The following is a 23,703-nucleotide window of genomic DNA, read 5'->3' on the forward strand; positions in this document are numbered from 1 at the left end:
GTGGGGCGAGAAGGATGCGGCTACGCGGTCCGAGGAGGGAGCCACCGATGATTCTGCTCCGTCGCCTGCTGGGTGACGTGCTGCGTCGGCAGCGCCAACGCCAGGGCCGTACTCTGCGCGAAGTCTCCTCGTCCGCCCGAGTCTCACTCGGCTATCTCTCCGAGGTGGAGCGGGGGCAGAAGGAGGCTTCCTCCGAGCTGCTCTCCGCCATCTGCGACGCGCTGGACGTACGGATGTCGGAACTCATGCGGGAAGTGAGCGACGAGCTGGCGCTCGCCGAACTGGCCCAGTCCGCCAGGGCCACCGAGTCCGTGCCCACGTCGGTCCGTCCGATGCTGGGTTCGGTGTCGGTGACCGGTGTGCCACCGGAACGGGTGACCATCAAGGCGCCCGCCGAGGCGGTGGACGTGGTCGCCGCGTGACGTCCGCGTGCGCGGCTCAGTGACCCGATACGCGTGAAGCCCCGGCTGGGCTTCTCCAGGCAGACCTGGGGAGCCCGGCCGGGGCTTTCGTGTTGCCCGTGCACGTGATTTGTGTCTCTTATGGGTCCGTTTGCCGGGCTTGGGCGGTGCGGTCATGGTGGAGGGATGTGACGGCACCGAAGCACTGGAGGAATCGGATGTACGTCGTGAAGAGCCCGCTGGCCGACGCGGACCTGAAGACCGTGGCCGAGGCGCTGCAGGGTGCCCTCGTGGACCTGGTGGACCTCTCGCTGGTCGCCAAGCAGATCCACTGGAACGTCGTCGGGCCCCGCTTCCGCTCCATCCACCTCCAGCTCGACGAGGTCGTCGCCTCCGCGCGCACCCACTCCGACACCGTCGCCGAGCGGGCCTCGGCCCTCGGCGTCCCGCCCGACGGGCGTGCTGCCTCGGTGGCCTCCAGCAGCGGCATCAAGGCGACTCCTGCGGGCTGGATCAAGGACACGGACGCCGTCAGGATCATGGTGGAGGCGCTCGGCGCGGTGATCGTCCGGATGCGGGAGCGGGTGGAGGCGACGGGGGAGCCGGACGCGGTGTCCCAGGACATCTTCATCTCGATCACGGCGGATCTGGAGAAGCATCACTGGATGTTCCAGGCGGAGAACGCGTAAGCGTTCTGGCCGAGGTCGGTGCGCCGCGATGGGTGGTGGTCCCGTGTTGCCCCCGGACGGGCTTGATGACCGCGAGGCTGGGCTGAGCGGAGTGGTGCGTCCGTGTGCCCTCAGTGCGCCCTGCCGGTGCTCGTGATCGGCGATCTAGCGTCCCGCTGGAGGTGACGGCCATGGTGGTGCGGACAGCGCGCTACGGGGTCGCCCTGGCGCTGGGGGCCGTGTGGTGGTGGGCGGTGCTGCGGCTCGCCCTCGGGCAGGGCGCGGGCGTGCTGGAAGGCGCCGTCGCGGCCGGCGGGTGGGGGCTGAGCCTGCTGCCGGTGCACTGTGTGCCCAAGGGGCGGGCGGACGGGGCGTTGCCGACGGGGCGCTGGGTGGCCGCCTGGCGGGCGGGGGACGACGCTACCAGGGCATCGCCACACCCCCGTTCGGGCGAAGTATCTGACCCGTCGTGAACGCCGACGCGTCCGACGCCAGGTACAGCACCGCGTGCGCGACGTCGTCCGCCTCGCCGACCCGGCCCAGTGGCGCCATCCGGGCCATCGTGCCCTCGGTGTGCGCCTGCGCCGCACGGTCGTGGCGCTCGGTCATCGGGGTGCGGATCCAGCCAGGCGCGATCGCGTTGACCCGGATGCCGTGCCGGCCGACCTCGGTGGCCAGCGTCTTGGTCAGCTGGACCACGGCCGCCTTGGCCGCGCCGTAGCAGAGCAGCCCGGGGCCGCCGGTGTCGACCGCGCCGGAGGCCATGGTGACGATGCTGCCCCGGGTGTCCTGGGCCAGCATCAGCCGGGCCGCCTCCTGGCAGGCGTGGAGCACGCCCTTGAAGTTGACGTTCAGTACCCGGTCGAGATCCTCGTCGCGGGTCTCCAGCACGGGGCTGCTGTGCATGATCCCGGCGATCGCCGCCATCACGTGCAGGCGCTCGCAGGATCGGACCGCCTCGGCCAGCGCCGTCCGGTCGGTGACGTCCAGGGCATGGGTACGCGCCGTGCCACCGCGTTTCTCGATCAGTTCCGCCGTGCCGTGCAGACCGTCCGCGTCCCGGTCGGCGCAGTGCACGGTGGCGCCCGCCTCGGCGAGCAGGACGGCCGAGGCCCGGCCGATGCCGCCGGCGGCTCCGGTGACGAACGCGGTGCGTCCGGTGAGGTCGTACGCCGTGAGGGGCATGAAGCGACGGTACGAGCGTTTCTGACGGAACGTCAATTAGTGCGATGGTGCGGATTGCTGGTCACCCTGGAGGCGGGGTGCCCTCGCGCGTCGTCAGGGTGTGCGGCGGGGGTAGCGGTCGCGCCGACGCTGCGGTGAGCCGGGGGCCGGGGCGGGGCCCGGCTGGCAGGCGGGGCACCAGAAGGTGGGGCGGTCCTGCGAGCCGTCGCCCTGGTCGGCCACGCGGACGGGGGTGCGGCAGCGCAGGCAGGGGCGGGGCGCGCGGCCGTAGACGAACAGGTCGTGCCGGTGCAGGCCGGTGGTCTGGCGGACCGGGCGGTCGCGGTTCGCCTCCAGGAGTTTCCTGGCGAGCGCGGGAAGTTTCTCGGCGCGGTCGGCGGGCAGCGCGCCGACCGGCAGCCAAGGGGTGACGCCGAGCAGAAAGCACAGCTCGCTCTTGTAGACGTTGCCGATGCCGGCCAGATTGCGCTGGTCGAGCAGGGCCTCGCCGAGCGGGCGGGCGGGATCGGCGAGGATGTTGGCGAGGGCGCGCTCGGGGTCCCAGTCCGGGCCGAGCAGATCAGGGCCGAGATGGCCGACGACCCGCTCCTCCTCGCTCGTGCGCAGCAGCTCCAGGACCTGCAGGCGATAGCCCACGGCCGTGCGGTCGACGGTTCCGAGGACGGCCCGGATCTGATGCGCCGGGCCGCCGCGCCAGCGCTCGCCGGTGCCGTACACCTTCCACGCGCCCTCCATCCGCAGATGGGTGTGCAGGGTCAGGCCGCCCTCGAACCGGGTGAGCAGGTGTTTGCCGCGCGGGATCGTGCTGAGCACCGTACGGCCCGTGAGGTCGACCGTCGCGTACTTCGGCACCCGGAAGTCGCTGCGGGTCAGCGCCTTGCCCGCGAGGGCCTCATGCAGCCGCCGCGCGGCCTGCCAGACCGTGTCACCTTCGGGCATGCGTCCAGGGTGCCATGAGGGGGAGGCCGGGGAACGCCCCGGAGGGGCGCGGAGAACTGCGCGACCAGCCACGATGGTGCTGCGGACGGTATACGGCAGACCCCGGCACTCCCAACGGCGCGGCACTCCTGGCGGAGCGTCACGCTCTCAGGCGCAGGCCGCGTGGTGTGGCCACGAAACCCGCGGCTTCCAGGAGGGCGCCTATGGGCGAGGTCAGGGCCTGGGCGCCGTTGATCCGCTCGACCGTGACCGTGCCGAGGGAGCCCGCGCGGGCGGCTGCGGCCAAGGCCTCGGCGGCCGTACGGAGACGGGGATCGTCCGGGGCCTCGGTGTCGGCGGTGACGGGCCAGGCCAGCAGGGTCTTGCCGCCGCGCTCCATGTACAGCGTCAGTTCGCCCTCCACCAGGACGACCAGCGAGCCCGCCTTACGGCCCGGCTTGTGCCCGGCACCGGTCGGTGGCTCGGGCCAGGAGAGGGCCGCGCCGTAGGCGTTGGCGGGGTCGGCCGCGGCGAGGACCACGGCACGGGGGTCGGGCGCGGACGTGCCCGTACGACCGCTGGCGTATCCGCGGTGCGCCGGTGCGCCGTAGCCGCCGGTGCCGCCTCCTCGGGGGCCTCCGTAGCCGGGGGAGGCGAAGGGGGCGGCGAGGTCGCGGGGCGAGATGTAGTCGCCGGGGGCGGGCGGGGGGTCCGCCGGGGGCCAGGTGAAGTCTCCGTCGAGGCCGGGGTGCGCCAATCCGCCGTCGCTTCCGTCGAGGGCGCCGGGGAGTGCGTGGTCGTGCGGTGCGCCGTCGGACGCGCCGAAGCCGTCCGGGAAGGCCGCATCGCTGAAACCGTTCGGGAAGGCCGCGTCGGTGAAACCGGGTGGGAAGGCCGATTCCGTGGAGCCGGGTGGGAAGCCCGGGGCGGGGAAGCCGTCCGGGCGGGCCGGGGCGGTCAGGCTCTCGCCGCGTTCGCGGGCATTGGCCACCGCGCGGAGCCGGTCCACCGCACCGTCCATGGCGAACTGGGCCGCGCCCAGGCCCTCGACCACATAGCCGCGCCGCGCCTGACCGCTCTCCTCGAACGCGGACAGCACCCGGTACACCGCTGAGAAGCCGCCCTCGATCCCCTCCGCCGCGACCGCCCCGCGAGTGACCACGCCGTGCCGGTCCAGGAGGGTGCGGGCCAGTGCGTGGGCGTGCACGGTGGCGTCCGGTTCGGCCGGGGGGAGCAGGGACCAGCGGCCGGCGACCGTCGGCGGGCCCGTACGGGACGCGGTGCGGGCCGCCGCCGTCAGGGAGCCGTAGCGCCCGCGCGGGACGGCGCGCTTGGCACGGTGGGCCGTGGAACCCGCCGTACGACCGGATCCCAGCAGCGAGCGCATCGGGGCGAGGGTGTCGTTGGTGAGCCGGCCCGACCAGGCCAGGTCCCAGAGCGCGTCGGCCAGTTGGGGGTCGGTGACGTCGGGGTGCGTGGTGGCACGGACCTGGTCGGCGATCTGGCGGAAGAACAGGCCGTAGCCGCCGCAGAGCGTGTCCAGGACGGACTGGTGGAGCGCGGTCAGCTCCAGGGGGTGGGGCGGCGGGAGCAACAGGGGGGCCGCGTCCGCCAGATAGAGGGAGACCCAGCCGTCCTTGCCGGGCAGCGCGCCCGCACCGGCCCACACCACCTCGCCGGCGGAGGTCAGCTCGTCGAGCATCGACGGCGTGTAGTTCGCCACGCGGGAGGGCAGGACCAGCTTCTCCAGCGCGGAGGCCGGCACGGAGGCGCCCTGCAACTGCTCGACGGCGCGCACCAGTCCGTCGATGCCGCGCAGACCGTGTCCCTTGCCGATGTGCTGCCACTGGGGCAGGAACTGGGCGAACGCGGCCGGCGGCACGGGCTCCAGCTCATGGCGCAGGGCCGCCAGGGAGCGGCGGCGCAGACGGCGCAGTACGGCCGCGTCGCACCACTCCTGGCCGATGCCCGCCGGGTGGAACTCGCCCTGGACGACCCGGCCGCTCGCGGCGAGCCGCTGCAGGGCGCCCTCGGTGACCGCCACGCCCAGCCCGAAGCGGGCGGCCGCCGTGGCCGACGTGAACGGGCCGTGCGTACGGGCGTAACGGGCGAGGAGGTCACCCAGAGGGTCCTTCACCGGCTCGGTGAAGGCCTCGGGCACGCCGACCGGCAGGGCCGTGCCGAGCGCGTCGCGCAGCCGGCCCGCGTCCTCGATCGCCGCCCAGTGGTCGGCTCCGGCGATCCGGACCTTGATCGCCCGGCGGGCCCCGGCCAGCTCGCGCGCCCACTGCGGATCCGCGCCCCGCGCGACCAGCTCGGCGTCGGTCAGGGGGCCGAGCAGCCGGAGCACATCGGCCGCGCCCTCCACGTCCTTGACCCGCCGGTCCTCGGTGAGCCACTGCAGATCGCGCTCCAGCTCGGTCAGCACCTCGGCGTCGAGCAGCTCGCGCAGCTCCGCCTGGCCCAGCAGCTCGGCCAGCAGCCGGGAGTCCAGGGACAGCGCGGCGGCACGGCGCTCGGCGAGCGGGGAGTCGCCCTCGTACAGGAACTGGGCGACGTACCCGAACAGGAGCGAGCGGGCGAACGGGGACGGCTCCGGGGTGGTGACCTCGACCAGGCGCACCCTGCGGGACTCGATGTCGCCCATCAGCTCGACGAGCCCGGGGACGTCGAAGACGTCCTGGAGGCATTCGCGGACCGCCTCCAGCACGATCGGGAACGAGCCGAACTCGCTTGCCACCTGGAGCAGTTGGGCCGCTCGCTGGCGCTGCTGCCACAGCGGGGTGCGCTTGCCGGGGTTGCGGCGCGGCAGCAGCAGCGCACGGGCGGCGCACTCGCGGAACCGGGAGGCGAACAGGGCCGAGCCGCCGACCTGGTCGGTGACGATCTGGTCGACCTCGCCCTTGTCGAAGGCGACGTCCGCCGCGCCGACGGGGGCCTGCTCGCTGTCGTACTCCGTGCCGGCCTTCGTCGGTTCCTGGTCGAGCAGGTCAAGGCCCATCAGGTCGGCGTCGGGCAGGCGCAGCACGATGCCGTCGTCGGCGTGCATGACCTGCGCGTCCATGCCGTACCGCTCGGACAGCCGGGCGCCGAGGGCGAGAGCCCAGGGGGCGTGGACCTGGGCGCCGAAGGGGGAGTGGACGACGACCCGCCAGTCGCCCAGCTCGTCGCGGAAGCGCTCCACGACGATCGTGCGGTCGTCCGGGACGTGGCCGCAGGCCTCGCGCTGCTCGTCCAGGTACGACAGCACGTTGTCCGCCGCCCAGGCGTCCAGGCCCGCCGCCAGCAGACGCGGCCGGGCGGTGTCCTTGGGCAGCGAGCCGACCTCGCGCAGGAACGCGCCCACCGCGCGGCCCAGTTCGAGCGGGCGCCCCAGCTGGTCGCCCTTCCAGAACGGCAGCCTGCCCGGCACGCCGGGCGCGGGGGAGACCAGGACGCGGTCGCGGGTGATGTCCTCGATGCGCCAGGAACTCGTACCCAGCGTGAAGACGTCACCCACCCGGGACTCGTAGACCATCTCCTCGTCCAGCTCGCCGACTCGGCCGCCGCCCTTCTTGGGGTCGGAACCGGCGAGGAAGACCCCGAACAGACCGCGGTCGGGAATCGTGCCGCCCGAGGTGACAGCGAGGCGCTGGGCGCCCGGCCGGCCGGTGATCTCGCCGGTCACGCGGTCCCACACCACGCGCGGGCGCAGCTCCGCGAACGCGTCGGACGGATACCGGCCGGCGAGCATGTCGAGGGTCGCCGTGAACGCCGACTCGGGCAGTGAGGCGAAGGGCGCCGCGCGGCGGACCGCGGCGAGCAGGTCGTCGAACTGCCAGGTGTCCAGCGCCGTCATGGCGACCAGCTGCTGCGCCAGCACGTCCAGCGGGTTCGCGGGGACCTTCAGGGACTCGATCGAGCCCGAGCGCATCCGCTCGGTGACCACGGCCGCCTGGACCAGGTCGCCCCGGTACTTGGGGAAGACCACGCCGGTGGAGACGGCACCCACCTGGTGTCCCGCGCGGCCGACGCGCTGGAGCCCGGAGGCGACGGACGGCGGGGACTCGACCTGCACGACCAGGTCGACGGCGCCCATGTCGATGCCCAGCTCCAGGCTGGACGTGGCGACCACGGCGGGCAGCCGGCCCGCCTTCAGGTCCTCCTCGACCAGGGCACGCTGCTCCTTGGAGACCGAGCCGTGGTGCGCGCGGGCGATCACCGGGGGTGCGCCCTGGGCCGCGCCCGAGCCGCCCATCAGCTGGGCCGGGGAGTGATGCTCCTCCAGCGTCTCGCCGGTCGCCCGCTCGTACGCGATCTCATTGAGCCGGTTGCACAGGCGCTCGGCCAGGCGCCGCGAGTTGGCGAACACGATGGTCGAGCGGTGGGCCTGGACCAGGTCGGCGATCCGCTCCTCCACATGCGGCCAGATCGACGGCCGCTCCGCGCCCTCGGCAGCGTCCGCCGCCGGGGAGCCGCCCAGCTCGCCCATGTCCTCGACCGGGACGACGACGGACAGGTCGAACTCCTTGCCCGACTCCGGCTGGACGATCTCGACCTTGCGGCGCGGCGAGAGATACCGGGCCACCTCGTCCACCGGGCGGACGGTGGCCGACAGGCCGATCCGGCGGGCCGGCTTCGGCAGCAGCTCGTCGAGCCGCTCCAGGGAGAGCGCGAGATGGGCGCCCCGCTTGGTGCCCGCGACCGCGTGCACCTCGTCCAGGATCACCGTCTCCACGCCCGTCAGCGCGTCGCGCGTGGCCGAGGTCAGCATCAGGAACAGCGACTCGGGGGTGGTGATCAGGATGTCCGGCGGGCGGGTGGACAGGGCGCGCCGCTCGGCTGCCGGGGTGTCGCCGGAGCGGATGCCGACCCTGACCTCGGGCTCGGGCAGGCCCAGGCGCACCGACTCCTGGCGGATGCCGGTCAGCGGGCTGCGCAGATTCCGCTCGACGTCGACCGCGAGGGCCTTGAGCGGGGACACGTACAACACCCGGCAGCGTTTCCTCGGGTCGGCCGGGGGCGGGGCCGAGGCCAGCTGGTCCAGGGCGGCGAGGAACGCGGCCAGCGTCTTGCCCGAGCCGGTCGGGGCCACCACCAGCACGTCCGAGCCCGCGCCGATGGCCTGCCACGCGCCGGCCTGGGCCGCGGTGGGCGCGGAGAACGCCCCCGTGAACCAGCCGCGGGTCGCGGGTGAGAAGCCATCGAGGGCCCGGTGTGCGGAGCTGACCATGCGTCCATCCTGCACCCGACCACTGACAATCACGCTGACCTGGGCAAACGCCGTTCGGCGAGGAGCGGGCGCGGGCCTGGCGGTGTCGTCGGGCGTCGGCCCGCTGCCCGTCCTGTCGGCCCGCTGCCCGTCCTGCCGGGCGTCGGCCCGTGCTGGTCGTGGAGGCGGCCGTGGTGGTGACGGCGGTCGTACGGGCCGTCGGAGGGTGCCGCGCCACCGGCGCGGCCGTCCGGCTCAGCCCACGAAGCGGCCGTAGGACCGGAGGGTCTGTAGTGCCTCGATCGTCACCAGGGGGCGCGCTTCCAGTGCGGGGGCCGGGGACCAGTGGTGCCGGCGGATGGGCCAGCCGCCGTCGTCCTGCTGCTCGGCGGCCAGGTGGTCCAGGGAGCGGGCCATCTCGTCGTCCGTGAACCACGCGCGCGCGAGTGACTCCGGACTCCTGGCGAAGTCGTGCGGGAAGTGGTGCTCGCCCGGGGCATAGCCGGAGGCGACCGGATACGCGTCGAGCCGGTCCGGGTCCAGGACCGCGAGCCGTTGCTCCCGCACCGTGCGGCCGAGCCGGTCCGCGGCGGCCTCCGCGCGTGAGCGGTCGGGAGCGGAGTCCAGGAAGGCCACGGCGGCCTCCACCTCGTACGGGTGCGACTTGTCCAGGGACTCCACGGCCTGCCAGCAGAAGTCGGTGGCCCGGAACAGCCAGGCGTGCCATACCTCGTTGCGGTGCAGTAGCCCGACAACCGGCCCGGTGGCGAGCAACTCGCTGGGAGGATCGTCGACGACCGGGACGAACGGCGCCGTCGGATACCCGCGCTGGCTGGGATGGATCGCCGGCAGGGCGCCGTCCGCGGTGGAGACCGACGTCAGATAGCGGCACACCCGCTCGACCCGCTGCCCGCCGCAGCGCCCGATGGTGTCCAGGACGCGAAGCGCGTGCGCGGTGTGCAGGGGCTGGCTCACGGGCCCGCGGAGATCGGGCTCCAGCCCGTACCCGTACCCGCCGTCCTCGTTGCGGAAGGCGTCCAGTGCCGCTTCCACCGCGTCCGGGGTGCCGTGCAGGAAACGGTATGCGAAGAGGCGCTGCTCCAGCACGCGCGCGTTGAGCCACACGAACTGCTCGGCGCGGAAGAGCGGAGAGCGTGCCGGGGGCGTGGAGGGGAGTGGGGAGACTCCTGTTTCGGACATGCGTCAGACCGTAGGACGGAAAGCGGTCTCGGCAAGGGCTCCAGGCCGGGCCCACCCCCAGGGGCGGGATACTGGAGTCATGCGGTTGACGGTCTTCTGGCAGCGGATGGCGGAACACTTCGGTCCGGGGTACGCCGACACCTTCGCGCGCGATCACGTCATGTCGGAGCTGGGCGGACGCACGGTGCGCCAGGCGCTGGACGCCGGCTGGGACGCGAAGGACGTGTGGCGCGTGGTCTGTACGGTCATGGAGGTGCCGGGCGAGCGGCGCTGAGCCGCTGGTGGGAGAGAGTCACCCGATACGCCCCGATCGTCCGTGAAGAGGCCGGCCGTACGGCACCGATCGGTCACGAAGATCGCAGGTGGGCACCGGTGTCGGTGGTGTCCCTCGGGGTCTCCGCGCAGGTGTTCGGCGGGCTGTGCCAGCTGCTGACGGTCGCGCTGTTCTCGTTCTACTTCGCCGCCGACGGTGCCGTACGCGCCCGTGCTCGGTGTCTGGGTGGGCCTGGTCTCGCAGTTCATCCCGACCATCGGCACGTACCTTGCCGGCACGCTGCCGATGCTGATGGCGTTCCAAGTCGGGCGACATCCACCCCGCGGTCGCCTTCGGTTCGGTCGTCGGTCCCGGTGGTGGCCACCCCTCAGGCCTTCCTGGGGGCGCATGTGAAGCGGTACGCCGTCACGGACGACCCCAGGGTGCACGGGCACCGCGGCCGGGGGCCGGGCGCCGCCGGGGTGCAGGCGCGCATACGCAGGCCGGCGCGGGAGCCGTAGCCCGAGCCGGAGGGGTCGGCGTAGGCCCGTGCCGGTCGGGTCGGGGGCGTGGCAGGCGGGTGTCGCCTCGGTCCTGGCTTGGCTGTCTTCAGTACGTCAGCATCGCCCACACCCCCGTGCCGGCGACGGCCACCGCGTAACAGCCGACCGCTGTTGCCACGATCCGCCGGCGGGTCCGTTCGCTCCAGGGTGAGCGGGACAGCAGCCAGGCCAGTGCGGGCAGGACGAGTACGGCGTGCAGGCTCACGCCGTGCAGGGGCTTGAGCGGGGCCGTCGAGTGGTAGGCGGCCTCCTGATGGCCGGTCCTCGTGAGCACGACCCCACGCGCGATCATCGCCGCCCCGGAAGCCAGCGCCACCAGCAGGATCGCGAACCCGGAGCGGACCGCGAGCGGCATGCCGACCGGGCCTGCCGGCCGGTGCCGGAAGGACGTGATGGCGAAGACCGTGAGCAGGGCCACCAGGACACCACCGCCCACGGCGAGAGTCATGGACACCGACGTGTCGAAGGGGGTCTCCATGTTCAGATGCGAGGGCACCCGGCGCCACGCCTGCAGGGTGATCCCGCCGACCTCCACCACACAGTCGGCGGCGAAGACGAGCAGCAGGACCGAGCGCGGCCGCGGGCTGACGCGTAGATACGACGTGACCCAGGTGATCGCGATCAGCGTCAGCCCGAAGGAGAGCCCGAAGGTGATGGGCTTGCGCCAGGAGACGGGGCCGTACCAGGGGCCGCCGTCGACCGCGAACACCACCAGATGCACGAGACCGGACAGGATGAGAAACAGCCCCGTCGCATGACAGAGGCGGTCGACGGCCCGCGGATTCTTCATGGGCCAAGGCTCCTGGGGAGCAGCCCCTGCGGTCGTCGTCCGGCCGAAGGCACCCGCCGTACGCCGTCGGAAGTAGCGGTGCCGGGTGCTGAAGAACGGTGGGTGTAATCAGCGGCGGGCCGATGCGATGAGACGTCGTAGCGCTGCCCGGGCGGGTGGGCCCCAGGTGGGCTTGCCGCCCGGACGGCCGTGGATGCCGGCCTGTCCGATGAGGAGGCCGCTGAGGGCCTGCAGCACCGCCCAGCCGCGGGCACGGCGCAGGGTCGCGGGGTCCGGGGCGGGCCGGTAGGCGGCGTGGAAGCGGTCGGCGGCCCCGTCCGGCAGGAGCACCCAGGCGGCGGCGAGGTCACAGGCCGGATCGCCCGTGCAGAGGTCGCCGAAGTCGATCACGCCGCAGAAAGTGCCGTCCGCGGTGAGGACGTTGGCCGGATGCAGGTCGCCGTGGAGCCACAGGGCCGGACCCGCCCAGACGGGCGCGGCGACGGCGTCCTCCCAGACCGCGCGGACGGCGCCGGGGGCGGGGATCAGCCCCAGCTCGGTGGCCGAGGCGAGGTGTTCGGCGAACTGCTCGGCACGGTCGGCCGGCGGCCCGCCGCGGCCCAGGCCGGCGGGCGCCGTGTCCGGAGCGGGTCGGTGAAGGGCCGTCAGGAAGGCGGCCAGGGCGTCGGCCGCCTCCGTGGCCCTGGTGGCGGGGGCTCGGTCGGCGGGCGAGCCCGGCACCCACGTGGTGACGATCCAGGGGCGCGGGAACCGCTCGGAGGGCTCGCCGAGGCGCTGCGGGACCGGGACCGGCAGGGGGAGGCGCGGGGCGAGGGCGGGCAGCCAGGTGTACTCCTTGCGCAGCAGCACGTCCGCGGACCGCGTCGCCCAGGCCAGCCGGACGGCCAGGTCGTCACCGAGCCGCCAGAGCTGGTTGTCCCAGCCGCGCGCGCCGAGCCGCAACGGCCGATCGGCCAGATCGGGGTGCTGGTCGCGCAGCAGGTCCCGGACGAACTCCGCGGTGATCCCGGTCTCGGTGTGGGTCATGCGGAGCGACGATAGGTGGGGGGCGGCCGGCCGGGCCGTTTTCCGGCCCGCGGCCGCCGCCGAACCCTGGCTTCCGGTGCGGTGCGGTGCGCTTGACACGAAAATCGAACATCCATTCTCATGGAGGCTCAGGCGAGGCGTCAGGCAGCCGATTTCATCCCGTTTTGCGGGACGAAGTCCCTCGGTTATCCACAGGCTGGGCCTGCGTCGGGGCGCATTGTCAGTGGCAGGGGTTAGCGTCTTTGACGTGAAGCGATCGACTCAAGCAAACCGGGTGGAACCCATGGCAGGAACCGACCGCGAGAAGGCGCTCGACGCCGCGCTCGCGCAGATTGAACGGCAATTCGGCAAGGGCGCGGTCATGCGCATGGGCGAGCGGTCGAAGGAGCCCATCGAAGTCATCCCGACCGGGTCGACCGCACTCGACGTCGCCCTCGGTGTCGGTGGCCTGCCGCGCGGCCGTGTCGTGGAGATCTACGGCCCGGAATCGTCCGGTAAGACGACCCTGACCCTGCACGCGGTGGCGAACGCGCAGAAGGCCGGCGGCCAGGTCGCCTTCGTGGACGCGGAGCACGCCCTCGACCCCGAGTACGCGCGCAAGCTCGGCGTCGACATCGACAACCTGATCCTCTCCCAGCCGGACAACGGCGAGCAGGCGCTGGAGATCGTGGACATGCTGGTCCGCTCCGGTGCGCTCGACCTCATTGTCATCGACTCCGTCGCCGCTCTCGTCCCGCGCGCGGAGATCGAGGGCGAGATGGGCGACAGCCATGTGGGTCTGCAGGCCCGGCTGATGAGCCAGGCCCTGCGGAAGATCACCAGCGCGCTGAACCAGTCCAAGACCACCGCGATCTTCATCAACCAGCTCCGCGAGAAGATCGGCGTGATGTTCGGCTCCCCGGAGACCACGACCGGCGGCCGGGCACTGAAGTTCTACGCCTCGGTGCGCATCGACATCCGCCGCATCGAGACCCTCAAGGACGGCACGGAGGCGGTCGGCAACCGCACCCGCTGCAAGGTCGTCAAGAACAAGGTCGCCCCGCCCTTCAAGCAGGCCGAGTTCGACATCCTCTACGGCCAGGGCATCAGCCGCGAGGGCGGTCTGATCGACATGGGCGTGGAGCACGGCTTCGTCCGCAAGGCCGGCGCCTGGTACACGTACGAGGGCGACCAGCTCGGCCAGGGCAAGGAGAACGCGCGCAACTTCCTCAAGGACAACCCCGACCTGGCCAACGAGATCGAGAAGAAGATCAAGGAGAAGCTGGGCGTCGGTGTCCGGCCGGAGGAGCCCGCGGCCGAGCCCGGCGCGGACGCCGCGGTCACCGCCACGGCCGCCGACGACACCAAGACGGCGCCCGCCCCGGCAGCCGCCAAGGCCACCAAGCCCAAGGCCGCCACAGCCAAGGGCTGACCCGTGACACGACGAACCGACTGGGCCGAGTACGAGTACGCCACCCCCGGTGCCCCACGGGGGAGGGGCACCGGGGGCTATCCGGACTCCGCCCCGGACGGTGACGACGGATACCGGGACGACGGCTGCGACGGCTACAAGCGTTACGGCGGGCACGAGGACTACCGCGGAACAGCGGGACACGCGGACGACGACGGAGCCCACGCGGGCGGTACGGGCGACCCAGGCGACATGGGCGACGGGCCGTACGCGGGTGGCTCGCCCGGCCGTGGCTCGGGCCGCCGTTCAGGCGGTGGTTCAGGCCACGGTTCCGGCGGTGGCGTCGGCCCACGGGGCGGCCGGGGGCGTGGCCGGCGGCGCGGCTTCGGGGACGCGCCCGGTGAGGACGAAGGCACCCCTCCCTCGTCGAGGGCCGAGCGGGGGGAGTCTTCAGGGGACCCGGCTGAGCGGGCACGGGCGATCTGTCTGCGCCTGCTCACCGGGACCCCGCGCACCCGCAAGCAACTCGCGGACGCCCTGCGCAAGCGGGAGATCCCCGAGGACGTGGCCGAGGAGGTGCTGTCGCGGTTCGAGGAGGTCAGGTTGATCGACGACAGCGCGTTCGCGGACGCCTGGGTGGAGTCCCGGCACCATGGCCGGGGCCTCGCGCGCCGGGCACTCGCCCAGGAACTGCGCACGAAGGGCGTCGACTCGGCGCTGATCGACGAGGCCGTCTCCCAGCTCGACTCCGAACAGGAAGAGGCAACGGCCCGCGAACTCGTGGCCCGCAAACTGCGCGCCACCCGTGGCCTCGACCGCGACAAGCGGCTCCGTCGCCTCGCCGGCATGCTCGCCCGCAAGGGCTACCCCGAGGGCATGGCCCTCCGCGTCGTACGCCAGGCCCTGGAGGAAGAGGGCGAGGACACGGAGTTGCTCGGGGAAGGGGACTTCTGAGGAGAGGGGGACCTACGAGTTCTCGGGGCAGGTGCTCGCTGGGCGGAGGCGGAGCGTGGGCGCCGGGCTCACAACGGCCCGAAGGGCTGTGCACCCGACTCGCCCACGTCCCCGCCGTGGCCTCGTCGTGCCCGAACTCACCGTCGTCGCCGAGGCGTTGACCCCATCCGGTCAGCACGGGCCGTCGTAGCGCCTGCGGCCTCCGGTACGGTTCAGGACCGCACCGGCTCCACCGGCAGTCCCTCGGCCCGCCATGCCTGGAAGCCGCCCACCAGGTCTGTTGCCCGGCGGAGGCCCAGTTGGTGGAGGGAAGCGGCGGCGAGGCTGGAGGCGTAGCCCTCGTTGCAGAACACCACGACGCGCAGGTCGTGGCCGGTGGCTTCGGGGACGCGGTGGCTGCCCTGGGGGTCGAGGCGCCACTCCAGTTCGTTGCGCTCGATGACGAGGGCGCCGGGGATCACTCCGTCCCGCTCGCGCAGGGCCGCGTACCGGATGTCCACCAGCAGCGCCGCACCGGTCCGCACCGCCTCGTGCGCCTCCCGTGCCTCGACGCGCCGGTAGCCCGCGCGTACTCGTTCCAGCAACTCGTCTATGCCGACGGGCCGTTCACTCCCGCCCGCCACCTTTACCGCGCCGTTCGCCGTCGCCGGGGCGCCGTCCACCGGTGCCCTCTCCGTGTCGTTCGCCGTAGCCACGGCGCTGCCCGGCCGTCTCTTCTCCGCGCCGTTGGCCGTCACCACAGCCCCACCCCTCGGGGTCTTGTCCGTGCCGCTCACTGCCAGTCCTCCGGGCGTTCGACCTGCTCCAGGCGGAGGACGTGGCCGGTGCGGCTGTAGCGACGGATGCGTGGCAGGGGCGGGTAGTAGGCGTGTACGGAGATCGCATGCTCGTCGCGGGAGTCGTTGAGGACCTCGTGGACATGGTGGCGGCCGAAGGCACGGCCCTCGCCGGCGGGCAGCCGGCGTACGCGGTCCACGTCATCGGCGAGTTCCAGGGTCTTCCAGCCGTCGGTCGGCAGCCGGGCGGCCAGCGAGTACTCCTTGAGCGCGCCGGAAGCCGTGAGGAACGCGCCGACCGAGTCGGCGTGGTCGTGCCAGCCGGTGCCGGTGCCGGGCGGCCAGCCGATCAGCCACGCCTCGCTGCCACCCGGCCCCTCAAGCCGCACCCAGGTGCGGCCCTCGGGGTCGAGCGGCAGGGAGGCGATCAGCTCGGCGTCTGCGGCCGTACGCCGTACGAAGTCGAGGAGGTCCGCCTGGGTGGGCGCCGAGCCGACGGCAGGGGACACGGGGGCAGGGGAGACAGACACGTACACCGTCCTGAGGAGCGTTCGCGGAACGGGCGCACGACGGCGCCCGGAAGGAAGAGAGATGCGAATTCAGCAGGACGGGCGACACACGCAGCCCGCGTAGCGGACGAGGTCCATGTGGACCCTCCGCCACAGGCGCACACAGGTGTCGGTCATGGTCCGGAGTACAGCATGCGCGTGCACGTCGGTCAACTCACTGTCACCATGTGGACAGAGGGTGACGGGCTTCTGGGTCAGCGTGCGCCGGAGACGGCCTGTGCCTCCTCCTTCGTCGCGCCGCCCACCGTCGCCTCCGCAGCCGCGTACAGATCGGCCGGACGGACCCCGTTCAGCACGGTGACCAGGTGACCGTCGGGGCGTACGAGCAGCACACTGTGCGCCGGCGCACCCGGGTAGCTCTCGGCGACCAGCAGTTCGGCGGGGTACGGCAGCGCCGTCACGGCCGCCGCGAGCCGGGGCATGATCCCGGCGGACATCCAGTGCTTGCGGTCCCACACGCCCGTGCCCGGCGCGATCAGGACGACGAGCAGGGCGCCACGCCCGAACCGGTCGCGCAGTTGGACGAAGGAACCATCCTCCGCGGTGACCCGTACGTCGGTGACCAGCGCGCCGCGCGGGGTGTCGACCGGGATCTCGCCCTCCAGCTGCCGGGGCGCCAGCGGGGAGTCGGCGTACACCTGCGGCGCGCCCAGCGCCCCGCGTCCCAGGTGACCGTCCGTGAGCAGCGCGTCGTGCCCTCGCGCTGCGCCCGGGACGATCTGGCGCAGCCCGCCGGCACCGCGCAGCGCCGGCAGCACCTGGTCGGCGGCGCGCAGCCGGGCGGCGATCACCGCGCGCCGCTCGGCCTGGTAGCTGTCCAGCAAGGCCTCGTGCGGGCCGTGGTGCCAGGCCGCGGCGAGCTTCCAGGCGAGGTTGTCGACGTCCCGGAGGCCCTCGTCCAGCCCCTGGGCGCCGAGCGCGCCGAGCAGATGGGCCGCGTCCCCGGCGAGGAAGACCCGGCCGGCGCGCCACCGGCGGGCCAGGCGGTGGTGCACCATGTGGACACCGGTGTCGAGCAGCTCGTACGCCGGTGTGGCGCGGTCCGTCCAGCCCGCGAGGGTCTCGCGGATCCGGGCCACCAGGGTCTCGGGCGTGACCAGGTCCTTGCCCGGTGGCAGCAGCCAGTCCAGGCGCCACACGCCGTCCGGGAGGGGGCGGGCGGTCACCTCCCCGGCCGAGGGCCCGGACTGCCGCCACGGCGGCATCCGATGGAGCAACGTCCGGCCCTCCCACGGAAGTTCCGCGCGCAGTGCGGCGACCGCGTGCCGCTCCACGGCCGTACGGCCCGGGAAGCGGATGTCCTGGAGTTTGCGCACGGTGGAGCGTGGTCCGTCGCAGCCGACCAGGTAACTGCCACGCCACCAGGTGCCGTTCGAGCCGCGGGTGTGCGCGGTGATGCCGGAACGCTCCTGCTCGATCGCGTCCAGGCGGTTGTCCACAGCCGTCTTGACCAGGGGTTCGTCGGCGAGGGCCGCACGCAGGGCGCCCGTGAGCACATGCTGGGCGATGTGCAGGGGGGCGGCGGGGTCCGACGCGTCGAAGGTGATCTCGCTCGACACCTGCTTGCGCCGCAGGGAGCGCCATCCGGCCGAGCGCACACCGTGCTCGGCGAGCGCCGTCCCGGTCAGCCGCTCCAGCAGGGCGGCCGTGTCCTGGCGCAGCACGACGGTGCGCGCCGGGCGGGGTTCGTCCTTGCCGGGGCCCTCGTCCAGGACGACGCACGGCACCTCCTGGCGGGCCAGCGCCAGGGCGAGCGTGAGCCCGACGGGCCCCGCTCCGACGACGATCACCGGGTCCACGGCGCGGTGCCCCCTGTCCGCGGCGATACCTCGACGGCGGTGGGTGAACAGGAAGGTGAAGCCGGGTGCACGATCACAGAACGTATGCAACCCATTGGCAGAGTTTGCGTCAAGTGACCGGGGGCAGTGGCGATCATGCCACTGCCCCCGGATGGGTCAAGCTGTTTGAGCCGTCGTCAGTTCCCGTGGCCGCCGCCGTGCCCACCGTGCGAACCGCCGGCGAAGCCACCGCTGAGGTCCAGGCCGCCGCCGGCACCCCCGGCGCCGGTCGCCGCCGTACCCGCGATGTCCGCCACGTCCTGGGCTCCGAGCACCGCGCCGGTCGACTTCTTGCCCCGCCGCTGCCGGCGCTCCAGCCAGCTGGCGAACGAGGTCAGGGAGTAGTTGATGATCAGGTAGATCACGGCCACGACGGTGAGAGAGGCGATGATGTTGCCGTAGTAGCCGGCCATGGTGTTGGCCGAGGCCAGCAGTTCGGGGAAGGTGAGGACCGCGCCGCCGAGAGCGGTGTCCTTCACGATGACCACCAGCTGGCTGACGATGGCCGGGAGCATGGCGGTGACCGCCTGCGGCAGCAGGACGAGCCGCATCATCTGGCCTTTGCGCAGGCCGATCGCCAGAGCCGCCTCGGACTGGCCCCTCGGCAGAGTGAGGATGCCCGCGCGGACGATCTCGGCGAGCACCGACGCGTTGTACAGCACCAGACCGGTGACGACCGCGTAGAACGGACGGTCGTCCGAACTGACATCGGTGTACTGAGCGAAGAGCGCGAGCCCGAAGATCATCAGGACCAGGACGGGGATCGCTCGGAAGAACTCGACCACGATCGCGACGGGGACGCGCACCCACACGTGGTCCGAGAGCCGCGCTATACCGAGGACGGCACCCAGCGGAAGCGCGATGACCATCGCCAGCGCAGCCGCTTCGAGGGTGTTCTCCAGACCGGGCCAGATGTACGTCGAGTACGCCTCGGTGCCGCTGAAGAAGGGCTGCCACAGAGACCAGGAAAGCTGCCCCTTGTCGTCGAGGGCTTTGTACACCCACCACACGACGGCCGCGAGGGCGACCAGGGAGAGGGCCGTGTACAGGACGTTGCGCCGCTTGGCGCGCGGGCCCTGGGCGTCGTACAGGACCGAAGTCATCGCTTCACCGCCACCTTCTTGCCCACCCAGCCGAGGATCACGCCGGTCGGCAGGGTCAGGCAGACGAACCCGAAGGCGATGACCGCGGAGATCGCCAGCAGCTGGGCTTCGTTCTCGATCATCTTCTTCATCAGGAAGGCAGCCTCCGCCACGCCGATCGCGGCGGCCACCGTAGTGTTCTTCGTCAACGCGATCAGCACGTTGGTCAGCGGGCCGACGGCCGCGCGGAAGGCCTGCGGCAGTACGACCAGGCCCAGCACCTGGGTGAAGCTCAGACCGATGGCCCGGGCCGCCTCCGCCTGGCCGACCGGCACCGTGTTGATGCCGGAGCGGATCGCCTCGCACACGAAGGCCGACGTGTAGACGACCAGACCGAGCACGGCCAGCCGGAAGTTGATCGTGTCGAAGCCGTGCGCACCGAGGCTGATGCCCAGCGTCTGGTTGAGGCCGAGCGAGGAGAACAGGATGATCACCGTGAGCGGGATGTTCCGCACGATGTTCACGTAGGCGGCGCCGAAACCGCGCATGAGCGGTACCGGGCCCACCCGCATGGCGGCCAGCAGGGTGCCCCAGACCAGGGAGCCCACGGCCGACAGCAGCGTGAGCTGCACCGTCGTCCAGAAGGCGCCCAGTACGTCGTACTTGTCAAGAAAGTCGAACACGATCTCCCGCGCTTCCGCGTGTAGGGATGCCCCGGTGCGCCACCGCCGTCAGGAGCGGCGCACCGGCCGGGCGTTGCCTCAGCTCTTGATGTCGCCGATCTTCGGGGCGGGCTCGTTCTTGTAGTCGGCCGGGCCGAAGTTCTTCTTCACGGCCGCCTCCCAGGAACCGTCGGAGACCATGTCCTCAAGAGCCTTGTTGATCTTGGCCTTGAGAGCGCTGCCCTTCTTGACGCCGATGCCGTAGTTCTCGTTCGTCATCTTGAAGCCGCCCAGCTTGAACTTGCCCTTGAACTGGGCCTGGGAGGCGTAACCGGCGAGGATCGAGTCGTCGGTGGTGAGGGCCTCGATGGCGCCGCTCTGCAGGCCCGACATGCAGGCCGAGTAGGTCGGGTACGTCTGGAGGTTCGCCTTGGGAGCCAGCTTGGCCTTGAGGTTCTGCGCCGAGGTCGAGCCGGCCACCGAACACAGGTTCTTGCCGTTCAGGTCCGCAGGCGCCTTGATCTTCGTGTCGTCCGCCCGCAGCAGCACGTCCTGGTGGGCCAGCAGGTACGGACCGGCGAAGTCGACCTTCTGCTCGCGCTTCGGGGTGATCGAGTAGGTGGCGGCGATGAAGTCGACGTCACCACGCTGCAGCATGGTCTCGCGGTCGGCGCTCTTCGACTCCTTCCACTCGATCTGGTCGGCGCTGTAGCCGAGCTTCTTGGCGACATAGGTGGCCACGTCGACGTCGAAGCCCGAGTAGCCCTGCGGGGTCTTCTGGCCGAGGCCGGGCTGGTCGAACTTGATGCCGATGGCGATCGTCTTGCCGCCACCGGAGGAACCGCTGCCGTTCTTCTTGCCGCCGCCGCAGGCGGTGACGGACACGGCGAGGGCGACCACGACGGCCGAGGCGGCGGTGACCTTGCGGAGCTTCATGGTGAACATTCCTTTGGGTGGTGAGAAACGAGGTCCGTGGCGGGACGGCTGATCGAGCCCGTAGCAGGACTGGCGATCCTGGCCGCCCACGCGCCGCACCGTCAGTGGTGCAGGATCTTGGACAGGAAGTCCTTGGCCCGGTCGCTGCGCGGGTTGCTGAAGAACTGGTCGGGCGCGGCCTCTTCGACGATCCGGCCGTCGGCCATGAAGACGACCCGGTTGGCGGCCGATCGTGCGAAACCCATCTCATGGGTGACGACGACCATCGTCATGCCCTCACGGGCGAGCTGCTGCATGACCTCGAGGACCTCGTTGATCATCTCGGGGTCGAGGGCGGAGGTCGGCTCGTCGAAGAGCATGACCTTCGGGCCCATCGCCAGTGCCCGCGCGATGGCGACGCGCTGCTGCTGGCCGCCGGACAGCTGGGCGGGGTACTTGTCGGCCTGGGTGCCCACGCCGACCCGGTCGAGCAGGGACCGGGCCTTCTCCTCGGCCTGCGTCTTCTCCGCCTTGCGAACCTTGAGCTGCCCCAGCATCACGTTCTCGAGCACGGTCTTGTGCGCGAACAGGTTGAAGGACTGGAAGACCATCCCGACGTCCGCCCGCAGGCGGGCCAGCTCCTTGCCCTCCTGGGGCAGCGGCATTCCGTCGATCGTGATCGTGCCCGAGTCGATCGTCTCCAGGCGGTTGATGGTGCGGCACAGGGTCGACTTTCCGGACCCGGAGGGCCCGATGACCACGACGACCTCGCCGCGGGCGATCGTCAGGTCGATGTCCTGGAGAACGTGCAACGCGCCGAAGTGCTTGTTGACGCTCTTCAGGACGACCAGTTCGTCGGACGCGGCCTCGTCTTCCTTGGCCACCGATACATTGGTCATCGCTCTCAGGCTCCGTCCTCCTCGGTTTCGGAGGACAGTAATGAGCGGCTGTGACCTGCGTCATCACATCTGAGGGAGATCTGAGCATCACGATCCGATAGCGATCGGACACGTGTCGTAGCACTTGCCGTGCCTGTGCGTATCGGCCGGATAACGGAAGCGGCGGGCAACCGGAACGCACTTGACGTCGTCCTTGTCCATCGGCGTGACTGCCATGGTGCACGCGCGCGTCCGAGCCGCACGACGCGCGAGAACCAAGACCGTACGACCGCTGAACCGGAGGGGGCCGGGATGAGACTGCTGCTCGTCGAGGACGACAACCACGTCGCCGCGGCTCTGTCCGCCGTACTCGCCCGGCACGGATTCGAGGTCACACACGCGCGTAGCGGCGAGGAGGCCCTCCAGGCCCTCGTCCCCGAGGGCGCCGGATTCGGCGTCGTCCTCCTCGACCTCGGCCTGCCCGACCAGGACGGATACGAGGTCTGCGGCAAGATCCGCAAACGCACCAGCACCCCGGTCATCATGGTCACCGCCCGCTCCGACGTCCGCTCCCGCATCCACGGGCTCAACCTCGGCGCCGACGACTACGTGGTGAAGCCGTACGACACCGGGGAACTGCTCGCCCGTATACACGCCGTCAGCCGGCGCACCGCCCACGAGGACACGGGGCCCGGTGGTGACAGCTCCCTGCTGCTCGGCCCCGTGCGCATCGAACTGCCCACACGGCAGGTCACCGTGGATGGTTCGATAATCCAACTGACCCGCAAGGAGTTCGATCTGCTCGCCCTGCTCGCGCAGCGCCCCGGTGTGGTCTTCCGGCGGGAACAGATCATCAGCGAGGTCTGGCGCACCAGTTGGGAGGGGACCGGCCGCACCCTGGAGGTGCATGTCGCCTCCCTGCGCGCCAAACTGCGCATGCCCGCGCTGATCGAGACCGTACGCGGCGTCGGCTACCGCCTCGTCGCCCCGGCCGTCTAGCGGGGACGGGTGCGCGCACGTCTGCTGCCGCTGCTCATCGTCCTGATGGCGGCCGTCCTCCTCGCACTCGGGATCCCGCTCGCCGTCAGCCTGGCCGCCGCCCAGCAGCAGAAGGTCGTCGTCGACCGCATCGACGACACGGCCCGCTTCGCGGCGCTCGCCCAGTTCGTCACCGACGGGCCCAGCGGGTCCCGCCGCACCAGCACCGACGAGCGCCTGGAGGCCCTGCGCAGCGAACTGGACAGCTACTACGGGGTCTACGGCATCCGCGCGGGCGTCTTCTACCGCAACGACTCCGCGATGGCCAATGCGCCCGGCGACTGGGTCGTACCGCAGACGGGGGAGGTGCGGGACGCCTTCGAGGAGGCACTGCTCAGCCGGCGCAGCCACGACCCGAAACAGGTGTGGCCCTGGCAGCGCAGCCGGCTGATCGTCGCTTCGCCGGTGATCCGGGACGGGGACGTCGTGGCGGTCGTGGTCACCGACTCGCCCACCGGGCAGATGCGTTCACGGACCCTGCGCGGCTGGCTGCTGATCGGGGCCGGGGAGATCGCGGCGATGCTGCTGGCCGTCGGCGCGGCGCTGCGGCTGACCGGCTGGGTGCTCAGACCGGTACGGGTCCTGGACGCCACCACGCACGACATCGCCACCGGACGCCTGAAGTCCCGCGTCGCGGCCGCCGGCGGGCCGCCGGAACTCAGACGGCTGGCCCGGTCGTTCAACGAGATGGCGGACAACGTCGAGGACGTGCTGGAGCAGCAGCGCGCCTTCGTCGCGGACGCCTCGCACCAGCTGCGCAACCCGCTCTCGGCGCTGCTGCTGCGCATCGAACTGCTCGCCCTCGAACTCCCGGAGGACAATGAGGAGATCGCCTCGGTCCGCACCGAGGGCAAGCGCCTCGCGCAGGTTCTGGACGACCTGCTCGACCTGGCGCTGGCCGAGCACGCCGAGGCGGACCTGAGCCTGACCGACATCGGCGCGCTCGCCGGGGAGCGGGTCGCCGCCTGGTCTCCGGCCGCCGAGGCCAAGGGCGTCCGGCTGACCGGGGACTGCCCGCCCATGACCGCCTGGGCGGACCCGATCACCCTGTCCAGCGCCCTGGACGCGCTGATCGACAACGCCGTGAAGTTCACCCCCGAGGGCGGCACGGTGGCGGTCACCGTGGCCGTCGACGGCGACACCTCCGCCGTCGTCGTCACCGACACCGGACCAGGCCTCACCGACGAGGAACTAGCGCGCGTGGGCGACCGCTTCTGGCGCAGCGGCCGCCACCAGAACATCAAGGGCTCCGGCCTCGGCCTGTCCATCGTCCGTGCACTGCTCACGGCAGGCGGCGGCTCGATCACCTACGCCCACCATGAGCCGGGTGGCTTGCGGGTGACGGTGACGGTGCCCCGGCAGGGGGAGCGCTGAGGCCCGGTTCCATGGGCTGCGAGCCATGGGCT

Annotated in this window: 22 protein-coding genes and 1 pseudogene; 9 read left to right on the plus strand and 14 right to left on the minus strand. The window is 71.9% G+C overall.

Going from position 1 to position 23,703, the window contains the following annotated elements:
* The first annotated feature begins 47 nt into the window (after nt 1–47).
* The 3 genes from AV521_RS39335 (at nt 48) to AV521_RS39345 (ending at nt 1,542) form a co-directional block, all read left to right on the plus strand.
* Nucleotides 48–422: a helix-turn-helix domain-containing protein gene (locus AV521_RS39335; protein WP_076095831.1), complete on the plus strand. Its 375-nt coding sequence runs from the start codon at nt 48–50 to the stop codon at nt 420–422.
* A gap of 197 nt (nt 423–619) precedes the next feature.
* Complete coding sequence (locus AV521_RS39340; protein WP_076095833.1) at nt 620–1,090, plus strand: Dps family protein; 471 nt, start codon at nt 620–622, stop codon at nt 1,088–1,090.
* Nucleotides 1,091–1,260: 170 nt separating this feature from the next.
* Nucleotides 1,261–1,542 carry a hypothetical protein gene (locus AV521_RS39345; RefSeq protein WP_076095835.1) on the plus strand — a complete coding sequence of 94 codons (282 nt, stop codon included), beginning with the start codon at nt 1,261–1,263 and terminating at the stop codon, nt 1,540–1,542.
* Here AV521_RS39345 and AV521_RS39350 read toward each other — a convergent pair.
* From AV521_RS39350 to AV521_RS39365, 4 genes are all read right to left on the minus strand, one after another.
* On the minus strand, nt 1,490–2,254 hold the full coding sequence (locus AV521_RS39350; RefSeq protein WP_076095837.1) for an SDR family NAD(P)-dependent oxidoreductase: 765 nt from the start codon (nt 2,252–2,254) through the stop codon (nt 1,490–1,492). The two genes, AV521_RS39345 and AV521_RS39350, sit on opposite strands and share 53 nt — an antisense overlap.
* Nucleotides 2,255–2,347: 93 nt before the next feature.
* Nucleotides 2,348–3,193 (minus strand): Fpg/Nei family DNA glycosylase, encoded by an 846-nt coding sequence (locus tag AV521_RS39355; protein WP_076095839.1) that lies wholly within the window; start codon nt 3,191–3,193, stop codon nt 2,348–2,350.
* A gap of 139 nt (nt 3,194–3,332) precedes the next feature.
* On the minus strand, nt 3,333–8,384 hold the full coding sequence (locus AV521_RS39360; RefSeq protein WP_076095841.1) for an ATP-dependent helicase: 5,052 nt from the start codon (nt 8,382–8,384) through the stop codon (nt 3,333–3,335).
* Between the two features lie 234 nt (nt 8,385–8,618).
* Entirely contained in the window at nt 8,619–9,563 is a 945-nt protein-coding gene (locus tag AV521_RS39365) for a hypothetical protein (protein ID WP_076095843.1), read from the minus strand.
* Nucleotides 9,564–9,642: 79 nt separating this feature from the next.
* Between AV521_RS39365 and AV521_RS39370 the strand changes: the two genes are divergently transcribed.
* Together AV521_RS39370 and AV521_RS47120 are read left to right on the plus strand one after the other, a co-directional pair.
* Nucleotides 9,643–9,837 carry a DUF3046 domain-containing protein gene (locus tag AV521_RS39370; protein WP_076095846.1) on the plus strand — a complete coding sequence of 65 codons (195 nt, stop codon included), beginning with the start codon at nt 9,643–9,645 and terminating at the stop codon, nt 9,835–9,837.
* Nucleotides 9,838–9,950: 113 nt separating this feature from the next.
* A pseudogene (locus AV521_RS47120) lies at nt 9,951–10,337 on the plus strand (AI-2E family transporter); the annotation flags it as partial.
* Between the two features lie 88 nt (nt 10,338–10,425).
* Here AV521_RS47120 and AV521_RS39375 read toward each other — a convergent pair.
* Both AV521_RS39375 and AV521_RS39380 read right to left on the minus strand, forming a co-directional pair.
* A complete protein-coding gene (locus AV521_RS39375) occupies nt 10,426–11,169 on the minus strand; it encodes a hypothetical protein (RefSeq protein WP_076095848.1) in 744 nt (247 codons plus the stop codon).
* 108 nt (nt 11,170–11,277) lie between these two features.
* On the minus strand, nt 11,278–12,195 hold the full coding sequence (locus AV521_RS39380; protein WP_076095850.1) for an aminoglycoside phosphotransferase family protein: 918 nt from the start codon (nt 12,193–12,195) through the stop codon (nt 11,278–11,280).
* A gap of 283 nt (nt 12,196–12,478) precedes the next feature.
* On the opposite strand from AV521_RS39380, the gene recA reads away from it, so the two are divergent.
* Both recA and recX read left to right on the plus strand, forming a co-directional pair.
* A complete protein-coding gene (gene recA / locus AV521_RS39385; protein ID WP_076095852.1) occupies nt 12,479–13,606 on the plus strand; it encodes a recombinase RecA in 1,128 nt (375 codons plus the stop codon).
* 3 nt (nt 13,607–13,609) lie between these two features.
* Nucleotides 13,610–14,539, plus strand: coding sequence for a recombination regulator RecX (gene recX / locus AV521_RS39390; protein WP_076095854.1), 930 nt, complete (start codon nt 13,610–13,612; stop codon nt 14,537–14,539).
* 212 nt (nt 14,540–14,751) lie between these two features.
* Here recX and AV521_RS39395 read toward each other — a convergent pair whose 3' ends face one another.
* The 8 genes from AV521_RS39395 to AV521_RS39425 all read right to left on the minus strand — a co-directional run bounded on the left by AV521_RS39395 (nt 14,752) and on the right by AV521_RS39425 (nt 21,280).
* Nucleotides 14,752–15,162, minus strand: coding sequence for a rhodanese-like domain-containing protein (locus AV521_RS39395; RefSeq protein WP_076095933.1), 411 nt, complete (start codon nt 15,160–15,162; stop codon nt 14,752–14,754).
* Between the two features lie 149 nt (nt 15,163–15,311).
* Entirely contained in the window at nt 15,312–15,845 is a 534-nt protein-coding gene (locus AV521_RS39400; protein WP_076095935.1) for a cysteine dioxygenase, read from the minus strand.
* Between the two features lie 69 nt (nt 15,846–15,914).
* Entirely contained in the window at nt 15,915–16,001 is an 87-nt protein-coding gene (locus AV521_RS53025; RefSeq protein ID WP_313960178.1) for a putative leader peptide, read from the minus strand.
* A gap of 77 nt (nt 16,002–16,078) precedes the next feature.
* Nucleotides 16,079–17,683: an FAD-dependent monooxygenase gene (locus tag AV521_RS39405; protein ID WP_076095856.1), complete on the minus strand. Its 1,605-nt coding sequence runs from the start codon at nt 17,681–17,683 to the stop codon at nt 16,079–16,081.
* A 176-nt stretch (nt 17,684–17,859) separates the two neighbouring features.
* Nucleotides 17,860–18,825 (minus strand): amino acid ABC transporter permease, encoded by a 966-nt coding sequence (locus AV521_RS39410; protein ID WP_076095858.1) that lies wholly within the window; start codon nt 18,823–18,825, stop codon nt 17,860–17,862.
* A complete protein-coding gene (locus AV521_RS39415; RefSeq protein WP_076095859.1) occupies nt 18,822–19,487 on the minus strand; it encodes an amino acid ABC transporter permease in 666 nt (221 codons plus the stop codon). The genes AV521_RS39410 and AV521_RS39415 overlap by 4 nt, the downstream gene beginning before the upstream one ends.
* A gap of 78 nt (nt 19,488–19,565) precedes the next feature.
* Complete coding sequence (locus AV521_RS39420; protein ID WP_076095861.1) at nt 19,566–20,402, minus strand: glutamate ABC transporter substrate-binding protein; 837 nt, start codon at nt 20,400–20,402, stop codon at nt 19,566–19,568.
* A 101-nt stretch (nt 20,403–20,503) separates the two neighbouring features.
* Entirely contained in the window at nt 20,504–21,280 is a 777-nt protein-coding gene (locus AV521_RS39425) for an amino acid ABC transporter ATP-binding protein (RefSeq protein WP_076095862.1), read from the minus strand.
* A 291-nt stretch (nt 21,281–21,571) separates the two neighbouring features.
* Between AV521_RS39425 and AV521_RS39430 the strand changes: the two genes are divergently transcribed.
* Nucleotides 21,572–22,258 (plus strand): response regulator transcription factor, encoded by a 687-nt coding sequence (locus tag AV521_RS39430; protein ID WP_076095864.1) that lies wholly within the window; start codon nt 21,572–21,574, stop codon nt 22,256–22,258.
* Between the two features lie 9 nt (nt 22,259–22,267).
* On the plus strand, nt 22,268–23,671 hold the full coding sequence (locus tag AV521_RS39435; RefSeq protein ID WP_076095866.1) for a HAMP domain-containing sensor histidine kinase: 1,404 nt from the start codon (nt 22,268–22,270) through the stop codon (nt 23,669–23,671).
* The last annotated feature ends 32 nt before the right edge of the window (nt 23,672–23,703 follow it).

The sequence above is a fragment of the Streptomyces sp. IMTB 2501 genome, from assembly GCF_001953885.1.
Lineage (GTDB): Bacteria > Actinomycetota > Actinomycetes > Streptomycetales > Streptomycetaceae > Streptomyces.